Here is a 17,491-nt window from a genome sequence, read left to right on the forward strand (position 1 = left end):
ATCGACGACTGCAGGGTGGTCACTGCCGAACCTCCTCCACAGCGCGGTCGTACGTGACAACCGTTCCCGCCGGGTGGACGCGCAGGTAGCGGCCGGCGGCGGCGTCGGTGGTGAAAGGCAGGAAGGTGTCACCGTCGCGCACCCACACCGCCTTGTCCGCGAACCAGCGGGTGCCCAATTCGGCATCGGGAATGTACGCGCTGCGGACGTCACGGCCCTCGGCGCGTGCCTGTTTGACCGCCCGGAGCAGGCACGTCGGGCTCGCCGCAGGCTGGGTCTGCGTCGCATCTGCGAACCAGACTTCCCCGGCCAGAGCCGGATCGGTCGCAGGCGTGCCGCACACAGGATCGGTGCCGGTCACCGCTGTGGGGCTGCCAGGCGTCGTGACCGTGGCATCGTAGTTCTGCCCCTCGGCATCGAATGCCGCGCGCAGAGGCGCATCGTCGACGAACCCCTCGACATCGAGATCCGCGAAGTCACCGATCGATTTCAGATACGGGACGTCTGCCTTCAACGCTTCGACCAGTTCGGGTCGGAGCGTGGTGTCGAACGTCGTACCACCGGGCCCGTTGTACAGGTAGACCACCTCCTGCGGCAGTCCGCTGTCTTCGGCGACGATACGTGCGGCCTCGAGTGGCTCGGTCCGGATGAAGTGCGTGGCGTCGAGTTGTGCACGGAGGAACGCATCGACGACTTCGGGGTGCTCGTCCGCGTAGGCCTCCCGCACGACGACCCCGTGCAGGGTGGGTGTGTTCAGCTCTGCGCCGTCGTAGAGCAATTTCGCCTTGTCCTGGAACACGAGAAGCCCGGGCCAGGCCACGAACTGTGACAATGCCTCGACCTGACCCGATTCGAGGGCGGAGGATCCGACCGGCGGTTGCTGGTTGAGAACCTCGACGCCGGTGCCCGGCTCGATTCCGGCGCGGTCGAGTGCACGGACGAGGGTGCCGTGCCCGGCAGAACCGACGCTGGCAGACACTTTCCGGCCCGCGAGATCGGCGAGCGTGGTGGCGGGAGAGCTAGGAGGGACGACCACCATGTTCAGGGCACCCTCCGGGTTGTACCCGGTGACCGACACGATCTCGGTTTTCGATCGCGGATTCGCCTGTGTGCGTGAGCCGTTGATCAGCATGGGATAATCACCCATCGAGCCGATGTCGATCTTCTCGGCCACCATCTGCGCGGTGATCGGCGCGCCGGTGTCGTAATCCTGCCATTCGACGGAGTACTTCGTCCCCGTCTCCTCGGTCAGTTCTTGCAGACGCTGTTCGAGGTAGCCCCTGGCTCGCAACAGTGTTCCGGCGGTGACCGTGTTGATCGTCTTCGATTGGTAACCGATCACTACGGGCACTGCATCGTCGCTCCCGGCGGTGGTGTCTTCCAGCGAGCAGCCGGTCGCGAGCAGTGCGACCGCAGCGGTCAGCACGAGAGAGGAGTAGGGACGCAACATGTTTTCGAAGTCTTTCGCTCAGCGGAGGAGGTACGGCATGTTCACGGTGACGGCGCCGGTGGGACAGCGGGCTGCGCACGGGCCGCAGTACCAGCATTCGTCGACGTGCATGAAGGCCTTGCCGTTGTCCGGGTTGATGGCCAGCGAGTCGAGAGGACAGATTTCGACGCACAGCGTGCACCCCTCGATGCACAGTGACTCGTCGATGGTGACCGGTACGTCGGCGCGTGCGTTGACAAGTGTCATGTGAGCTCCCAGTTCGAAATTTCGGGACGTCGGATGAGGTTGCTGCGCATGGTGATTCGATCACCGCGCATGCGGATGTACTCGAGGTCGACGGGACGTCCGTCGACGAGTCGGGTGAGACGCTCGAGCAACAGGAGCGCGGCCCCGTCCGGGGTCTGTAGGTTCGCCGCCGAGTGCGCATCCGCATTCACCGATTCGATCGCCACATCCGCTGAACCGAGTGGTTGCCCACAGACCTCCTCGATCAGCGTGAAGACGTCGTTGTGCTCGAGGTCGCGGCCGAGGATGTTCCGCCCGATGTCGGGCACCAGATAGGTGAGGTCGAGACTGAGCGGGAGGTCACCGAGATAGCGGACACGTTCGATGTAGACCGCGGATTCCCCTGCTGCCAGCTGCAATCGACGCACCACGGCCGGTGGTGGCGTGATCTCCCTGGCCACGCGCACGTCGTTGCGCACCTCACCGTGTTCCTTCAAGGTCTCCCTCAGTCCCAGCAGGGCGTCGAGCCCGTGGTCGTACTTGCGCCGCGCCACGTGAGTGCCCACCCGGGGCGCACGGTCGATCAGACCCTCCTGCTTGAGGAGCGCGAGCCCGTCCCGCACCGCGTTCCGAGACACCCCGAATTCGTGCGCCAACTCCGATTCCGGAGGCAGTCCGCGGTCGGCGAAAGAGTCCGCGTGGATCTGCTGCCGCAAGAGGTCGGCGAATCGGCGAGCCTCGTCGGCGCGAGATCTGCGGGCAGAGGGCTGGCCGTGCAGGGCAGTCGGAGCCACCACCGCCTCTGCATCGTCCGCGGCGAGCGCCATGCGTTTCCTCCGTCGATTGTGCAGTGTGCTGAACGACAAGAGACGCTAACTGCTGTTCGACCACCGGAAGTCGCGCCTACGGACCACCCGGCGCGGCCTCCGCGAATCTGCCGGTTGGGTCCCGTGGAGTGCCCCGCTCACCTGGATAAACGCGACTACGGCGCCCCATTACGCCACCGCTGAACCGGAAGCAGAGTTCGAATCACGGTGATCCGAAGTCGAGCGCAGAACCCGGTCCCGGCCCGATATCTAGGTTAGGCTTACCTTTTACTCGCTCGTCGAAGGAGTCGTTGCCGTGTACACACCCCCACGCCCGATCGCTGTAACACTCGCCGTGGCCGGCACCGCGCTGCTCGTCGCCGCCTGCTCGTCCGGCGACGGCGGCACGAGCGCGGAAGGCGGCGGAGCCGGCTTCCCGGTCACGATCGAGAACACCTTCGGATCCACCACGATCGACGCCGCCCCGGAGCGCATCGTCACCCTGGGCTGGAACGCCCAGGACGTCGTCTACGCGCTCGGCGAGACCCCCGTCGGCATGCCAAAGTACTCCTACGGCGCCGAGGCGAACGGAGTGATGCCCTGGCTCCAGGACCGCTACGACCCCAGCCGGACCACACTCCTCGACACCGCCACCACCATTCCCGTCGAGCAAGTGGCCTCGCTGGCACCCGATGTCGTCCTCGCACCCTACGAGGGATTCGACCAGGGCACCTACGAAAAACTTTCCGCGCTCGCCCCCACCGTCGCCTACCCGGACAAGGCGTGGCAGACCAGCTGGCAGGACCAGACCACCCTGATCGGTCAGGCGCTCGGTAAGACCGCCGAGGCAGAGGCTCTCGTCACCGGCCTCGACGACCGGCTCGCGCAGACCGCCGCAAAACACCAGGAGTTCGCCGGAAAGACGGTGTCGGTGGTGAACTTCGATACCGACGCTGCCACGGTGAACGTCTACATGCCCTCCGACCCCCGCGTGCAGGTGCTCACCGAGCTCGGATTCACAGTCGCACCCGGTGTGTCGAAGCTCGCCGAGTCGAATCCGGACAAGTTCTTCGCCGACATCTCGGTGGAGAACATCGCCGATATCGACGCCGATGTCGTGGTCGCGTTCGTCGCCGACGACAGCACCGTCGCGGCCAACCCTGCCTACGCGAATCTCGGCGCCCTCGGCCGGGGAAGCGCGGTGACATTGTCGGATACGAAGGTGATCGCAGGACTCAGCCAGACCAGCGTGCTTGCCACTCCCTGGGCGCTCGAGAGGCTGACGCCGCAATTGAGCGAGGCGGCGAACAAGGCCGGTGCGTGAAGTCCCGCCTGATCAGGCATCGCGAGCGTAGCGTGATTCCACACGAAATTTCGTAGCCGGCCCACAGCCACGCTCGCCGAAAGCAGGTATGCGATGACACAGATGTCCGAAAGACACACCGCCAAGGTCATCGGGGTCACGGTCGCGGCAGCGGTCGGGGGTTTCCTGTTCGGATTCGACAGCTCGGTGATTAACGGCGCCGTCGATTCCATCCAGGGGCACTTCGAACTGAGTGCGTTCTTCACCGGCTTCGCGGTGGCCATCGCGTTGCTCGGATGCGCTGTGGGCGCGTGGTTTGCGGGCCGCCTCGCAGACCGGTGGGGCCGCAAGAAGGTGATGCTGCTGGGTTCGGTGTTGTTCGTCGTCTCGTCGATCGGCGCCGGACTCGCCTTCAGCGTTCCCGACCTGATGCTCTGGCGCATTCTCGGCGGCCTCGGAATCGGTATCGCGTCTGTCATTGCGCCGACCTACATCGCGGAGATCGCACCGGCACGCTACCGCGGCGCGTTGGCGTCGCTGCAGCAGCTGGCGATCACTCTCGGCATCTTCGCCGCGCTGCTGTCGGACGCGGTGCTGCAGAATGCCGCAGGCGGCGCATCGAACGAGTTGTGGCTGAACCTCGACGCGTGGCGCTGGATGTTCATCGTCGGCGTGGTCCCCGCGGTCGTGTACGGCATTATCGCGCTGATGATTCCCGAGTCTCCGCGCTACCTGGTCGGCAAGCACCTCGACCAGGAAGCGGCCGACATCCTCGCGAACATCACCGGCGAAGTCGACCCGCAGGGGCGCGTATCCGAGATCCGGGTGACCCTTCGCCACGAATCGACGGCGTCGTTCGACGACATTCGCGGCCCCAAGTTCGGGCTGCAGCCCATCGTCTGGGTCGGTATCTTCATGGCCATCTTCCAGCAGTTCGTGGGTATCAACGCGATCTTCTACTACTCAACCACGCTCTGGAAGTCGGTGGGCTTCACCGAGAACGAGTCGTTCGTTACGTCGGTGATCACCGCGGTCATCAACGTCGGTATGACATTCGTCGCCATCCTGTTCGTCGACCGGATCGGCAGGCGCATCCTGCTCATGGTCGGCTCGCTCGGCATGTTCGTGAGCCTGCTGACGGCCGCAATCGCCTTCTCCCAGGCGAAGGGCAGCGGTGACGACGTCGTGCTCCCCAGCCCGTGGGGGGCAGTCGCCCTGATCGGCGCCAACCTGTTCGTGATCTTCTTCGCCTCCACCTGGGGCCCGGTCATGTGGGTGATGCTGGGCGAGATGTTCCCCAACAACATGCGCGCCTACGCACTCGGCATCAGCACGGCGGCGAACTGGATCGCCAACTTCACCGTCACGCTGTCGTTCCCGCCGCTGACCCGTTCGGTGGGCCTGTGGTTCCTGTACGGCCTGTTCGCGTTCTTCGCGCTGCTGTCGTTCTTCTTCGTCCGGTCGAGGGTCCGGGAGACGAAGGGGATGGAACTCGAGGAGATGACGACCTGACGTGGTCTACATACAGATCCGGCCGAATCGTTCCGATTCGGCCGGATCGGGTTTTTCACGGGTGTGTCAGCTCTGCCGGCCGCTGTTCTCGATGTGTTCGGCGCTCTCGCGCGCAACCACCCCGTTGGCCGCCGACGGGGGGTGGTTCCCCAGACTCGCCACCCAGCCGGTGATCTGGCGGGCGACATCCTGCGCAGTCAACCCCAGTTCGGCGTGAACCTGGGTGCGGGAGGCGTGGTCGAGGAACCGTTGCGGAACGCCCAGATCCCGGCACGGGATATCGACGCCCGCAGAGCGCAGGGCCGCCGACACGGTGGAACCGACGCCTCCATGCAGGCCACTGTCCTCGACCGTGACCACCATGCTGTAGTCCTCGGCGAGCTTGACCAGAGATTCCGGCACCGGGAGGACCCAACGCGGGTCGACGACCGTCGCAGAAATACCTTGCTGCTCGAGACGATCGGCCGCAGCCAGAATGAGTCCGGCGAACGCCCCGACCGACACGAGCAGGACGTCCTTTCGGCCGGAGGAGTCCCGCAGGACGTCGACGACACCATCGATTCGGCTCAGCGCGGGCACGTCGTCACCCACGGTGCCCTTGGGGAAGCGCACCGCCGTGGGTCCGTCGTCGACAGCCAGCGCCTCGTCCAGTTCTTCGCGCAGAGTCGCGGCGTCGCGCGGAGCCGCGACCCTCATGCCGGGCACGATGCCCAGCAGCGACATGTCCCACATGCCGTTGTGGCTGGCACCGTCGTTTCCGGTGATCCCCGCGCGGTCCAGCACCAGGGTGACCGGCAACTTCAGCAGGGCGACATCCATCAACAGCTGGTCGAATGCACGATTGAGGAAGGTCGAATACACCGCGACAACCGGGTGCAGTCCTCCGAGTGCCAGCCCCGCCGCCGAGGTGACGGCGTGCTGCTCGGCGATGCCGACATCGAACATCCGGTCGGGATAGGCGTCACCGAACGCTGCCAGTCCGGTCGGACCCGCCATCGCGGCAGTGATCGCAACGATGTCCTCGCGGCGACCGGCCTGCTCGATGAGCTCGGCCGAGAACACGGAGGTCCAGTCGGCGGATGCCGTCGCCGTCGACTTCCCGGTCAGGGGGTCGATCACACCGGTCGAATGCATCTGGTCGGCGACGTGATTCTCTGCTGGTGCGTACCCCATGCCTTTGCGGGTGACGGCGTGCACGATGACCGGTCCCCCGAACGCCTTGGCACGGCGCAGCGCAGACTCGAGGGCAGCTTCGTCGTGACCGTCGACGGGACCGAGGTACTTGATTCCCAGATCCGTGAACATGACCTGCGGGGCGACCGCGTCCTTGAGACCTGCTTTCATCCCGTGCAGGACGGAGTAGGCGGTACGGCCCACCCACGGCAGTTTCTTGACGATTCTGCGACCGTTGTCGAGCACCCGCTCATAGGCGGGCTGCAGCCGGAGGGTGGCGAGATGATCGGCGAGACCCCCGATCGTCGGCGCGTACGACCTGCCGTTGTCGTTGACGACGATGATCACCGATCGGCTCTTGCCTGCCGCGATGTTGTTGAGCGCTTCCCAGCACATACCGCCGGTCAGTGCGCCGTCACCGACGACGGCGACCACGTGGCGAGCCTGGCCGGTCAATTCGAATGCCTTCGCGAGACCGTCCGCATAGGACAGGGATGCGGAGGCGTGCGAGGACTCGACCCAGTCGTGTTCGCTCTCGGCGCGGCAGGGGTACCCGGACAGTCCGCCCTGCTTGCGGAGCGACTCGAAGTCTCCCTTGCGACCGGTGAGGATCTTGTGGACGTAGGCCTGGTGACCGGTGTCGAAGATGATCGGATCGGCGGGCGAGACGAACGTGCGGTGCAGGGCGAGCGTCAGCTCGACGACACCGAGATTCGGTCCGAGGTGGCCGCCGGTCGCCGACACCTTCTGGACCAGGAACTCACGGATCTCCGCGGCGAGTTGCTTCATCTCCGCGGGGTTCAGCTGACGCAGATCGTCAGGCGTCTGGATACGGGCAAGAACACCCAACGAGATCGCTCCCTCCGTGATGCACGCCGCATTACGTGCCTCTGCGTCGTGGCTTCGTGTCACGTCACAGTGCACCCAGTCTACGGAGCCGCGGGACCGGGCGACACACCATGTGCACACAGGCGTCCTCCGAACACCCCCGCATCCTCGACAGCCGCGCGACCGGCCGTGACCGGGTTCACACGACTGCGGCCACACGGGCACCCCTCGGAACCCCCGACTTCGCCGTCGTCAGGCTCTAGGGTCGTCTCATGAGCACCGTCGTCGACGCGTTGATCGGGAAGATCTTCTCCGAGACCTGCAGCAACCGCGGCGGCGAGCTGGCCGACTACATTCCGGAGCTGGCGGCCGTGGCCCCCGATTCGTTCGGTATCTGCATAGCCACGGTCGACGGATACGTATACGAGGTGGGCGACACGCGCCTGCCGTTCACCATCCAGTCGATTTCGAAACCGTTCACCTATGCCCTCGCGCTCGCCGACCGAGGCGCGGAGGCCGTCGCGGAGAAGATCGACGTCGAACCGTCGGGGGAACCCTTCAACGAGATCAGTCTCGACCCGATGACCGAGCGGCCGCGCAATCCGATGATCAACGCCGGTGCGATCACTGCTGCGTCGTTGGTGGCCGGGCCCGACGTGGACTCGCGATTCGAACGAATCCGCGAGGCCTACTCGCGGTATGCAGGGCGAGAGCTCACCTTCAACGAGGCGGTGTACGCGTCCGAGTCGCACACGGGCCACCGGAACCGCGCCATCGGGCACATGCTGCGCTCGTTCGACATCATCACGGGCGACCCCGACGAGGCGGTAGACCTCTACTTCCGGCAGTGCTCGATCGACGTGACCTGCCGAGACCTGAGCCTGATGGCGGCGACGATGGCCAACAACGGGGTCAATCCCGTCACGCACGACACGGTGCTCGCCCCCGTCCTGGTCGAGCGGGTGCTGAGTGTGATGTCCACTTGCGGCATGTACGACGGCGCCGGTAAGTGGCTCTACGAGGTGGGCCTGCCCGCCAAGAGCGGCGTCGGAGGCGGGATCGTGGCGGTTCTGCCGGGCCAGATCGGCATCGCCATCTACTCGCCGAGGCTCGATGCCCACGGAAACAGCGTCCGCGGAGTCGAGGCATGCAGGGCACTGTCGGCCGAACTCGAGTTGCATTTCCTCCACGTCACTCGGGCGGCGCGCGCCGCGATCCGCGCCCGCTACTCCGCGTCGGATGCCCCGTCGCGCATGCGGCGCACCCCGGTCGAGCGGGCCACCCTCGACGATGTCGGCAAACGCAGCCGCATCTACGAACTGCACGGCGATCTGTTGTTCGCCGGCGCGGAGACCGCCGTCCGTGAGATCGGCGGCGTCGACGAGGACCTCGAGGTAGTGGTGGTCGACGTCCGGCGAGTCGACGATGTGAGCGGGGTGGCCTGCCGGATGATCGACACCCTGCGCGGCACGCTCGCCCAGCGCGGGTGCGCCGTGGCGTTCGTCGACCCCGGCGGATTGCTCGGCAACTCCCGCTCGGACCTCACGGGAGACACCGGACGGGTATTCGCCGACCTCGACGCCGCCGTGCAGTGGTGTGAGGACGTTCTCCTGGATCGGCACTGCCGGTCGGCCCGCCAGCCGGCCTCCCTCGCTGTCACCGAGCATCCGGTCCTGTCCGCACTCGATCCCGAACAGCTCGATCGGCTCACCCGCGACCTCGAGATCCGAACTTTCGACCGCGGCGAGCACATCGTTCACCGGGGGGATTCCGCCTCAGGGCTCTTCCTCATTCTCTCGGGCAAGGTGAGCACCACGATCACCGATCAGGCGGGGTCGACGTACCGCATCATCACCTTGTCAGCCGGGATGAGTTTCGGTGAGATGCCGATGATGCTCGATTCCCGCTTCCTCAACGACGTCCGGGCCGACACCGCGGTGACCGTCGCGGTGCTGACTCCCGAGCGGTATGCCGACATGGCGTCGAAGGAACCCGCACTGAAAGTCGCGCTGCTCGAGCGACTGGCGTCGGGCGCCTACGAACAGCTCGACCTCATGCTGCGGTCGCTGCTGAGGCAAGGGAACGGCAGCTGAGCGGCATACCGAAATCCGCTTGCCGGAATCGGGAAAATCGGACAGGCTCGGGGTCTCGGGATTCGACGCCATTCGAACGCGAAGGCAGGGTGCAATGCTGACAGCCACGAAGCTGGCCATCGAGACGACGGGACTCGTCAAGACTTTCGGTTCCACCCGCGCCGTCGACGGACTCGACCTCTGCGTACCCCTCGGGGGCGTCTACGGCGTCCTGGGTCCCAACGGTGCCGGCAAGACCACCGCGATCCGCATGCTCGCCACGCTGCTGCCCCTCGACGGCGGATCGGCCACGGTACTCGGACACGACGTCGCCACCGAACCGGACGCCGTTCGCGGCAAGGTATCGCTGACGGGCCAATTTGCTTCGCTCGACGAGGATCTGACGGGTACTGAAAACCTCCTGCTACTCGGCCGCCTCTTCGGTTATTCGCGCGCGGCAGCGCGATCGCGATGCGAGCGGCTGCTCGCGGCGTTCGGCCTCGAGGAGGCCGGAAATCGACAGGTGAAGAACTACTCGGGCGGGATGCGTCGCAAGCTCGACATCGCGGCGAGCATCATCGTCACACCCGAGATGATCTTCCTCGACGAACCCACCACCGGACTCGATCCCCGCAGCCGCAACCAAGTCTGGGACATCGTGCGCGCCCTCGTGGCCGGGGGGACGACAGTGCTGCTGACCACGCAGTACCTCGACGAGGCAGACCAGTTGGCCGACCGGGTGGCCGTGATCGATCACGGCAAGGTGATCGCGGAGGGCACCACCGGCGAACTCAAGGCGTCCGTCGGATCCGGGTCTCTGCATGTGCGCGTGACCGATGCGGACACCCGGCCGGCCGCAGCGAGGTTGCTCCGTGACGTACTCGGTGTCCCGGTTACCGAGGAGAACGACCCCGTCGCGCTGACTGCCCGCATCGACGATCCGCGAAGGGTCGCGCAGGCACTCCCCGCCCTCCACGACGCCGGAATCGCCGTCAGCACATTTGCGTTGGGGCAGCCGAGCCTCGACGAAGTATTCCTATCCCTGACCGGCCGACCCACCGAGGAGCCTGCGTCATGACCTCCACCGCCGACCGGACCACCGACACCACGAAGGCGGTCGCCGACGTCCTGAAGATGCCCGGACCGCGCCCTTCGCGTCCCACTGCGTGGTCGACCTCCCTGTCGTTCGGGTGGCGTGCATTGCTGAAGATCAAGCACGTTCCCGAGCAACTCTTCGACGTCACCATGTTCCCGATCATGTTCACGTTGATGTTCACGTACCTGTTCGGCGGGGCACTCGCCGGATCGACCGACGCCTACGTCCAGTTCCTGCTGCCCGGCATCCTCGTTCAAACCGTCGTCATGATCACCATGTACACCGGCCTGACGCTGAACAAGGACATCGAGAAGGGTGTCTTCGACCGCTTCCGTTCGCTTCCGATCTGGCGTCCGTCGCCCCTCGTCGGCGCCCTGCTCGGTGACGTGGTGCGCTACACGATCGCCTCGATCATCGTCCTGATCCTCGGTCTGGTCCTGGGTTTCCGGCCGGATGGCGGGATCGTCGGAGTCGCGGCGTCGATCGGACTGCTGTTGCTGTTCTCCTTCAGCCTGTCCTGGATCTGGACGATGTTCGCGATGCTCATGCGAACCGAGCAGGCGGTGATGGGGGTGTCGATGTTCATCTTGTTTCCGCTGACATTTGCCAGCAACATCTTCGTCGATCCCGCCACGATGCCCGGATGGCTCCAGGCGTTCGTTGGGGTCAATCCGATCAGCAAACTGGTGACGGCCATTCGCGGACTGATGGCCGGATCGGTGCAGTCGGCTGACCTCGTCGTGGTCTTCGGCTGGTGCGCCGGTTTCATTGTCATCTTCGGACCCCTGACGATGCGCCTCTACAACCGGAAGTCCTAGTGCCAAGCACCGGCCGGAAGCGGGTGTCTAGTCCTTCTCGGTCCGGACCGGGCGCTGAGGCGGCGCAGCACTCTGCACGCGACCGTTTCGCTGTTGCACAGACGCCGTAAACGTCTCGTTGAGTTGCAGCAGCGACGTCACCGCGGCCGATGCCTGCTCCTGCGACCAGCCGTCCAACATGGCCCGCAGCCGTTCCGCGCGACGTTCGGTTGTCTCGCGGAGGACGTCGAATCCCTTGTGTGACACCTGAATACGCGAAGCGCGTTTGTCGTGTGGGTCAGCCGTGCGCAGGACGTATCCCGCATCGACGAGTTCGGCGATCTGCCGGCTCAGGGACGACTGACTGACGCACAGGTCGGCGGCGAGTTCGTTCTGCCGACACTCACCACGGGTGGACAGCACGAACAACACGCTCGTCAGAGCGGGCGCGATCACCGTCTCACCGCTCGTGAAGACCACTGCACGCAGGGAGCGCCCCAGTGCGAGTACTGCATCGGCGAGCGCCCGCGCTGTATCTGGCTGTACCGACATCCGATCCCCGTCCTAGTCCCGCTGTTGCAGGGAAAACTATACGGAGGTCGGGGTGCGGCACGCCGATGCAGTCCGGTCAGCGCGTGAGCAGGGCGATGCACTCCACGTGGTGAGTCAACGGGAATGCATCGAAGGCCCGGACGGTATCGAGCCGGTAGCCCTCACCGAGGTAGAGACCGACGTCCCGGGCAAAGGACGCCGGATCACATCCGACGTGCACGATGCGTTCGGCGTCTGCGGAGGACACCGCCGCGATCACGTCTCGCCCCGCGCCGGTGCGCGGCGGGTCGAGCACCACCACCCGGGGCGGCCTCGCCAGTTCGGACAGCGCACGTTCGACCCGCTCCGGATGGAAACGGACCTGCGGTACATCCGCCAGCGCTGCCCTTCCATCGGCGACAGCCTGCTTCGAGGACTCCACCGACTCCACGAGCCCGGCGCCTGCCAGTGCTGCCGCGAACACACCCACCCCTCCGTAGAGGTCCCATGCCGTATCACTCGCGGTCACACCGGCCCACTCCGCTACCACGGTCGAATACGTCTGCGCCGCTCCGCGATGCGCCTGCCAGAAACCGGTGGCAGCTAGCGTCCATTCTCGGTGATGTACCCGTTCCCGCGGCCGCCCAGACCCCTCGAACAGCCGCTCGACTCGCGGCGCCGCGACAGCCGCGCGTCGCGCTGCGGCACCCCGTCGACCGGGACTCGTTCGTCCCGTCTTCGACACCTTCGGGGGCGCGATCTCGACAACGTGGCGCTCTCCGGCACCGTCGAGAACGATCTGCACCTCGCTGCCCGGCGTCCACTCGTGCTCGGCGATGCCGTCATACGCGGCAGTCTCGATCTGCGGGCACTCGAGGTCGGTGACGATGCCCGAACTCCGGTACCGGTGATATCCCGGCAGCCCGTTGCCATCGACAGCCAACCGCACCCGGGTGCGCCAGCCGGTTCCGTCACCGGTGCCGGGCAGTTCCTCGACGTCCACGTTCCGGTCCACCCGCGCGAGCCGCAGCAGCTGCTCGGACACGATCTGCGACTTCATCTGTCGCTGGAAGGCGAGGCGGGCATGAGACATGTCACAGCACCCGGCGCCTCCCGGTCCCGATATCGGGCAGATCGGCGCAATTCGCTCCGGCGAACCCGCGAGAATGTCGACGGCCTCCGCGCGGCAGAACGATCCGCCGCGATCTTCGGTGACGATCGCGATGACCCGCTCCCCCGGCAGGCCATGACGCACGAACACCACCCGCCCCTCGTGCCGTGCGACGACGAATCCACCGTGGCCAGGATTGCCGAGGGTCAGCTCGAGGTGCCGGCCGGTCCAGTTCTCACTCAACGCTGCCATCCGTCCAACACTGCCATCCGTCCAACACTGCCATTCGTCACTTCTCTTCGGGGTCGTACCCACGCCGGGTGGCGCCGGCGGTGTACTCGACGCCGAGCGTCTTCGCCTTCTCCGACGAGTTCAGCTGCCAGGGAACGCTGGTCACCATCACACCTGGTTGGAACAACAGCCTGCTTTTCAGTCTCAGCGCGCTCTGGTTGTGCAGGATCTGCTCCCACCAGTGCCCGACGACATACTCGGGAATGAACACGGTGACGACGTCACGCGGAGCGTCCTTGCGGACCCGCCGCACGTAGTCGAGGACCGGTTTGGTGATCTCACGGTAGGGCGATTCGATGACCTTCAGGGGCACCGCGATGTCGCTCTTCTCCCACTGCCGCACCAGCGCGCGCGTATCCGGTTCGTCGACGTTGACGGTGATCGCCTCGAGGGTGTCGGGGCGAGTGGCGCGGGCGTACGCGAGTGCTCGCATGGTCGGCATGTGGAGCTTGGACACCAGGACGATCGAGTGGGTCCGGCTCGGCAGCACACCGTCCCACTCCTGCTCCTCGAGCTCAGCAGTGACACTGTCGTAATGCTTCCGGATCATCTTCATCACCACGAAGATGGCCACCATGGCAACGATGGCGATCCAAGCCCCGGCCGCGAACTTGGTGATCAACACGATGATCAGGACCGCGCCGGTCATGGTGAGACCGATCGAGTTGATCACCCGCGAACGCTGCATCCGGCGGCGTTGCCGCGCATCGGTCTCCGACGCGAGATGCCGGGTCCAGTGCCGGATCATCCCGGTCTGGCTCAGGACGAACGAGACGAACACCCCGACGATGTAGAGCTGGATCAGCTTGGTGACCTCGGCGTCGAAGAGGACGACGAACGCAATGGCCGCACCAGAGAGGAACAGGATGCCGTTGCTGAAGGCGAGCCGGTCACCACGGGTGTGGAGCTGACGCGGCAGATACCTGTCCTGCGCCAGGATGGAGCCCAGGACCGGGAACCCGTTGAACGCCGTGTTGGCCGCCAGCACGAGGATGAGCGCCGTGACGATGGCAATGAAGTAGAAGCCGATGGGAAATCCGCCGAAGACCGTCTCGGCCACCTGAGCGATCAGCGTCTTCTGCTCATAGCCGCTCGGCGCGCCGATCAACTGTGCAGCGGGATTGTGTGCGTAGACGATTCCGATCTTCTGCGCCAGGATGATGATGCCCATCAGGAGGACGATCGCGATCGTGCCCAGCAAGAGCAGCGTCGTGGCCGCGTTCCGGGACTTCGGTTTACGGAACGCGGGAACACCGTTGCTGATGGCCTCCACACCGGTGAGCGCCGCGCACCCCGACGAGAACGCGCGCGCGATGAGGAAGGCGAAGGCGATGCCGTACAGGTGGGAGTCCTCTGCCGCGAGTTCGAACCCCGCAGATTCCGCCTGTAGGTCTTCGCCGAGAACGTAGATCCGGAACAGCCCCCAGGACAGCATCAGCACCATGCCGAAGACGAACGCGTACGTCGGAATCGCGAACGTGATACCCGATTCGCGGATGCCACGAAGGTTGATCGCAGTGAGCAGGACGATGGCCGCCACGGCGAAGAGAACCTTGTGCTGAGCCACGAACGGCACAGCCGAGCCGATGTTGGACGCTGCCGACGAGATGGATACCGCAACGGTCAGCACGTAGTCGACCAGCAGCGCGCTGCCCACGGTGAGACCGGCAGTGGGACCCAGATTGACCGTGGCGACCTCGTAGTCGCCGCCGCCCGACGGATAGGCGTGCACGTTCTGCCGATAGCTCGCCACCACCACCGCCATCACGGCGGCCACGGCAAGTCCGATCCACGGCGTGTACGCGTACGCGGAGATGCCTGCCACCGACAGCACCAGGAAGATTTCCTCAGGCGCGTACGCGACCGAGGACATCGCGTCGGACGCGAAGACCGGTAGTGCGATCCTTTTGGGAAGCAGCGTGTGCCCGAGCTTGTCGCTCCGGAAGGGTCTGCCGAGCAGTAGCCGCTTGGTGGCGGTCGAGAGCTTTGACACTGGCAAAGCGTAAGCCGTCCGCGAAGAAACTGGACCGTCGCCCACCGAAGTGTCCGGATTGCGATCTGTGTCTCGGTTGCTCTTTCGCCTGGGCACTGTACGGTTCGATTCGGTATGCACGTGCTCGGGACGTGACACCACAAGTCCATGAACGGAGTAACAGGTGTATGTGGTCATCATGGGATGCGGCCGAGTCGGCTCGTCCCTCGCCGGATCGCTGACCCGCATCGGACATGACGTCGCGGTCATCGACCGCGATCCCGCCGCATTTCTGCGACTCGATCCCGACTTTCCCGGACGCACGGTCGTCGGGATGGGATTCGACCGCGACGTACTGGTGAAGTCCGGTATCGAACGGGCCGAGGCCTTCGCGGCCGTGTCTTCCGGCGACAACTCCAACATCATCTCGGCACGTGTGGCGCGGGAGACGTTCGGAGTCGAGCGCGTAGTCGCCCGCATCTACGACGCGAAGCGCGCCGCCGTCTACGAGCGGCTCGGAATCCCCACCGTGGCCACCGTCCCGTGGTCGACGGATCGTTTCCTGCACACCCTGACTCGTGACAGCCAGACGGCCAAATGGCGTGACCCCTCGGGAACCGTTGCCGTCACCGAGTTGTCGCTCCACGAGGACTGGATTGGCAGGCCGATCGCCGAACTCGAGGCCGCCACCTCGTCACGGGTGGCATTCATCATCCGTTTCGGAACGGGCATCCTCCCCGACCGCAAGACGATCTTCCAGGCTGACGATCAGGTGTATATCGCGGCAGTGTCCGGAACCGTCGCCGAAGCCGTCGCTCTCGCGGGCAATCCCCCACCCTCGGAGAACTGAGTGTCAGTGAGAAATTTCACGATCGAACACCCGAACGGAAGCAGCCGATGAGAGTCGCAATCGCAGGCGCGGGTGCCGTAGGACGCTCCATCGCGCGGGAACTGGTGCGCAGCGAACACGATGTCATGCTGATCGAGCGCAAGCTCGAACACATCGAGCAGGAGTCCGTACCCGAGGCCACCTGGGTTCACGCCGACGCCTGTGAACTGAGCAGCCTCGAGGCCGCCACCCTGGAAACGTACGAAGTGGTGATCGCTGCCACCGGCGACGACAAGGCGAATCTCGTCCTCAGTCTGCTCGCCAAAACCGAGTTCGGGGTTCGCCGCGTCGTCGCCCGGGTCAACGACCCCCGCAACGAATGGCTGTTCGACGAATCGTGGGGCGTCGACGTGGCGGTGTCGACGCCACGGATGCTGGCGTCACTCGTCGAGGAGGCGGTGTCGGTCGGCGACCTGGTTCGCCTCATGACCCTCCGTCAAGGGCAGGCCAACTTGGTCGAGGTCACGCTGCCCGACAACACCCCACTTGCAGGCAAAGCCGTGCGCAAGCTCCAGTTGCCGCGTGACGCAGCGCTGGTCACCATTCTTCGCGGTGGTCGAGTGATCGTGCCTCAGCCGGACGACCCGCTCGAGGGCGGCGACGAACTTCTCTTCGTCGCCGGAGTCGACGTCGAAGACGCTCTGCGGACCGCTGTCGGCCTCTCGTAAGGCTCGCGGATGAGGCGTCGGGGCGACCGCCTACGACGACCGTGGATCCTCGCGGGGTCCACCCGCCTCCGTGTCGTCGGTCGGCATGACCGCGCCCTCCGGATGATCGGTGGGCTCCGCCGCCTCCGGATGATCGGTCGCCTCCAGGGGCCGCGGCTCGACGATCCGATCGGCGCGCCGCACGGCCCAGATGGTCACCAGGAGAGACAATCCGGCGAGCGGCCACCCCATCGCTATGCGGGCGACGGCGAGCCAGCCGGTCTGGTCGGAATCGTACAGCTGGGACTGCACGAGGTACCGGGCACCGAAGACCAGCGCCCACGCCCCGGTCGCCACGTCATAGGCCCGCACGGCGCCCCGGTGGCGACGCCACAGATTCCCGTGGCCGTTCAGGAACCCCCAGATGATGCCGACGATCGGCCAGCGCACGAGGATCGAGCCGAGAAACACCGCCGCGTACGCGAGGCTGGTGTAGATCCCGAAGAGGAAGTAGCCCTTCGCATCACCGGTGCGATAGGCGATGAAGGCAGAAATTCCGACCCCGAAGAAGCCGGAGATGGCCGGTTGGACGGGACTGCGGCGAATGATGCGCCACACAAGGATCGACGCGGCAACCCCCAGGGCGGCCCAGATCGCCGGACCGAGACCCCATACTCCGTTGACCGGCACGAAGACGAGAATGGGCAGGGTGGAATAGATCAGTCCGCTGAACCCACCGAGCTGCTCGAGAACGGACTGCTGCTTCGTTTCGGTCACTCGACGAGAGT

General features: G+C 65.5%; 15 protein-coding genes. 7 read left to right on the forward strand and 8 right to left on the reverse strand.

What is annotated here, in order from left to right:
- Positions 1–19: 19 nt before the first annotated feature.
- Genes CBI38_RS17165 through CBI38_RS17175 form a run of 3 tightly spaced genes read right to left on the reverse strand, consistent with a single transcriptional unit; the run spans position 20 to position 2,502 of the window.
- Positions 20–1,450 (reverse strand): ABC transporter substrate-binding protein, encoded by a 1,431-nt coding sequence (locus CBI38_RS17165; protein WP_109330623.1) that lies wholly within the window; start codon positions 1,448–1,450, stop codon positions 20–22.
- A gap of 18 nt (positions 1,451–1,468) precedes the next feature.
- On the reverse strand, positions 1,469–1,696 hold the full coding sequence (locus CBI38_RS17170; RefSeq protein ID WP_109330625.1) for a 4Fe-4S dicluster domain-containing protein: 228 nt from the start codon (positions 1,694–1,696) through the stop codon (positions 1,469–1,471).
- The gene (locus CBI38_RS17175) at positions 1,693–2,502 is read right to left on the reverse strand and encodes a GntR family transcriptional regulator (RefSeq protein ID WP_109330627.1); all 810 of its coding nucleotides are present in this window, start codon (positions 2,500–2,502) and stop codon (positions 1,693–1,695) included. Before CBI38_RS17175 ends, CBI38_RS17170 begins: the two co-directional genes overlap by 4 nt.
- 295 nt (positions 2,503–2,797) lie before the next feature.
- Between CBI38_RS17175 and CBI38_RS17180 the strand changes: the two genes are divergently transcribed.
- Together CBI38_RS17180 and CBI38_RS17185 are read left to right on the forward strand one after the other, a co-directional pair.
- On the forward strand, positions 2,798–3,805 hold the full coding sequence (locus tag CBI38_RS17180) for an iron-siderophore ABC transporter substrate-binding protein (RefSeq protein WP_109330629.1): 1,008 nt from the start codon (positions 2,798–2,800) through the stop codon (positions 3,803–3,805).
- 93 nt (positions 3,806–3,898) lie between these two features.
- Positions 3,899–5,296, forward strand: coding sequence for a sugar porter family MFS transporter (locus tag CBI38_RS17185; protein WP_109330631.1), 1,398 nt, complete (start codon positions 3,899–3,901; stop codon positions 5,294–5,296).
- Positions 5,297–5,362: 66 nt separating this feature from the next.
- On the opposite strand, the gene dxs is transcribed toward CBI38_RS17185, so the two are convergent.
- Complete coding sequence (gene dxs / locus CBI38_RS17190) at positions 5,363–7,318, reverse strand: 1-deoxy-D-xylulose-5-phosphate synthase (protein ID WP_109335157.1); 1,956 nt, start codon at positions 7,316–7,318, stop codon at positions 5,363–5,365.
- 251 nt (positions 7,319–7,569) lie between these two features.
- On the opposite strand from dxs, the gene glsA reads away from it, so the two are divergent.
- The 3 genes from glsA to CBI38_RS17205 all read left to right on the forward strand — a co-directional run bounded on the left by glsA (position 7,570) and on the right by CBI38_RS17205 (position 11,283).
- Positions 7,570–9,390: a glutaminase A gene (gene glsA, locus CBI38_RS17195; protein ID WP_109330633.1), complete on the forward strand. Its 1,821-nt coding sequence runs from the start codon at positions 7,570–7,572 to the stop codon at positions 9,388–9,390.
- Positions 9,391–9,484: 94 nt separating this feature from the next.
- The gene (locus tag CBI38_RS17200) at positions 9,485–10,447 is read left to right on the forward strand and encodes an ATP-binding cassette domain-containing protein (RefSeq protein ID WP_109330635.1); all 963 of its coding nucleotides are present in this window, start codon (positions 9,485–9,487) and stop codon (positions 10,445–10,447) included.
- Positions 10,444–11,283, forward strand: a complete 840-nt coding sequence (locus CBI38_RS17205) for an ABC transporter permease (protein WP_109330637.1) — start codon at positions 10,444–10,446, stop codon at positions 11,281–11,283. The genes CBI38_RS17200 and CBI38_RS17205 overlap by 4 nt, the downstream gene beginning before the upstream one ends.
- 27 nt (positions 11,284–11,310) lie before the next feature.
- On the opposite strand, the gene CBI38_RS17210 is transcribed toward CBI38_RS17205, so the two are convergent.
- From CBI38_RS17210 to CBI38_RS17220, 3 genes are all read right to left on the reverse strand, one after another.
- Positions 11,311–11,814 carry a MarR family winged helix-turn-helix transcriptional regulator gene (locus CBI38_RS17210; protein WP_109330639.1) on the reverse strand — a complete coding sequence of 168 codons (504 nt, stop codon included), beginning with the start codon at positions 11,812–11,814 and terminating at the stop codon, positions 11,311–11,313.
- Positions 11,815–11,890: 76 nt separating this feature from the next.
- The gene (locus CBI38_RS17215) at positions 11,891–13,147 is read right to left on the reverse strand and encodes a class I SAM-dependent RNA methyltransferase (protein WP_109335158.1); all 1,257 of its coding nucleotides are present in this window, start codon (positions 13,145–13,147) and stop codon (positions 11,891–11,893) included.
- Positions 13,148–13,193: 46 nt separating this feature from the next.
- Positions 13,194–15,188, reverse strand: a complete 1,995-nt coding sequence (locus tag CBI38_RS17220) for an APC family permease (RefSeq protein ID WP_109330641.1) — start codon at positions 15,186–15,188, stop codon at positions 13,194–13,196.
- A gap of 163 nt (positions 15,189–15,351) precedes the next feature.
- On the opposite strand from CBI38_RS17220, the gene CBI38_RS17225 reads away from it, so the two are divergent.
- Together CBI38_RS17225 and CBI38_RS17230 are read left to right on the forward strand one after the other, a co-directional pair.
- Positions 15,352–16,017, forward strand: coding sequence for a potassium channel family protein (locus CBI38_RS17225; RefSeq protein ID WP_109330643.1), 666 nt, complete (start codon positions 15,352–15,354; stop codon positions 16,015–16,017).
- Positions 16,018–16,064: 47 nt separating this feature from the next.
- Positions 16,065–16,724, forward strand: coding sequence for a potassium channel family protein (locus CBI38_RS17230; protein WP_109330645.1), 660 nt, complete (start codon positions 16,065–16,067; stop codon positions 16,722–16,724).
- A gap of 30 nt (positions 16,725–16,754) precedes the next feature.
- Here the strand turns inward: CBI38_RS17230 and CBI38_RS17235 are convergent, their stop codons facing one another.
- Positions 16,755–17,480, reverse strand: coding sequence for a DUF3159 domain-containing protein (locus CBI38_RS17235; protein WP_109330647.1), 726 nt, complete (start codon positions 17,478–17,480; stop codon positions 16,755–16,757).
- Between the last annotated feature and the right edge of the window lie 11 nt (positions 17,481–17,491).

Source organism: Rhodococcus oxybenzonivorans (assembly GCF_003130705.1).
Classification (GTDB): Bacteria; Actinomycetota; Actinomycetes; order Mycobacteriales; family Mycobacteriaceae; genus Rhodococcus_F; species Rhodococcus_F oxybenzonivorans.

Coding starts and splice junctions, on each gene's coding strand:
- CBI38_RS17165 (WP_109330623.1), bottom strand. CDS start 1,450: ATGTTGCGTCCCTACTCCTCTCTCGTGCTGACCGCTGCGGTCGCACTG.
- CBI38_RS17170 (WP_109330625.1), bottom strand. CDS start 1,696: ATGACACTTGTCAACGCACGCGCCGACGTACCGGTCACCATCGACGAG.
- CBI38_RS17175 (WP_109330627.1), bottom strand. CDS start 2,502: ATGGCGCTCGCCGCGGACGATGCAGAGGCGGTGGTGGCTCCGACTGCC.
- CBI38_RS17185 (WP_109330631.1), top strand. CDS start 3,899: ATGACACAGATGTCCGAAAGACACACCGCCAAGGTCATCGGGGTCACG.
- glsA (WP_109330633.1), top strand. CDS start 7,570: ATGAGCACCGTCGTCGACGCGTTGATCGGGAAGATCTTCTCCGAGACC.
- CBI38_RS17200 (WP_109330635.1), top strand. CDS start 9,485: ATGCTGACAGCCACGAAGCTGGCCATCGAGACGACGGGACTCGTCAAG.
- CBI38_RS17205 (WP_109330637.1), top strand. CDS start 10,444: ATGACCTCCACCGCCGACCGGACCACCGACACCACGAAGGCGGTCGCC.
- CBI38_RS17210 (WP_109330639.1), bottom strand. CDS start 11,814: ATGTCGGTACAGCCAGATACAGCGCGGGCGCTCGCCGATGCAGTACTC.
- CBI38_RS17230 (WP_109330645.1), top strand. CDS start 16,065: ATGAGAGTCGCAATCGCAGGCGCGGGTGCCGTAGGACGCTCCATCGCG.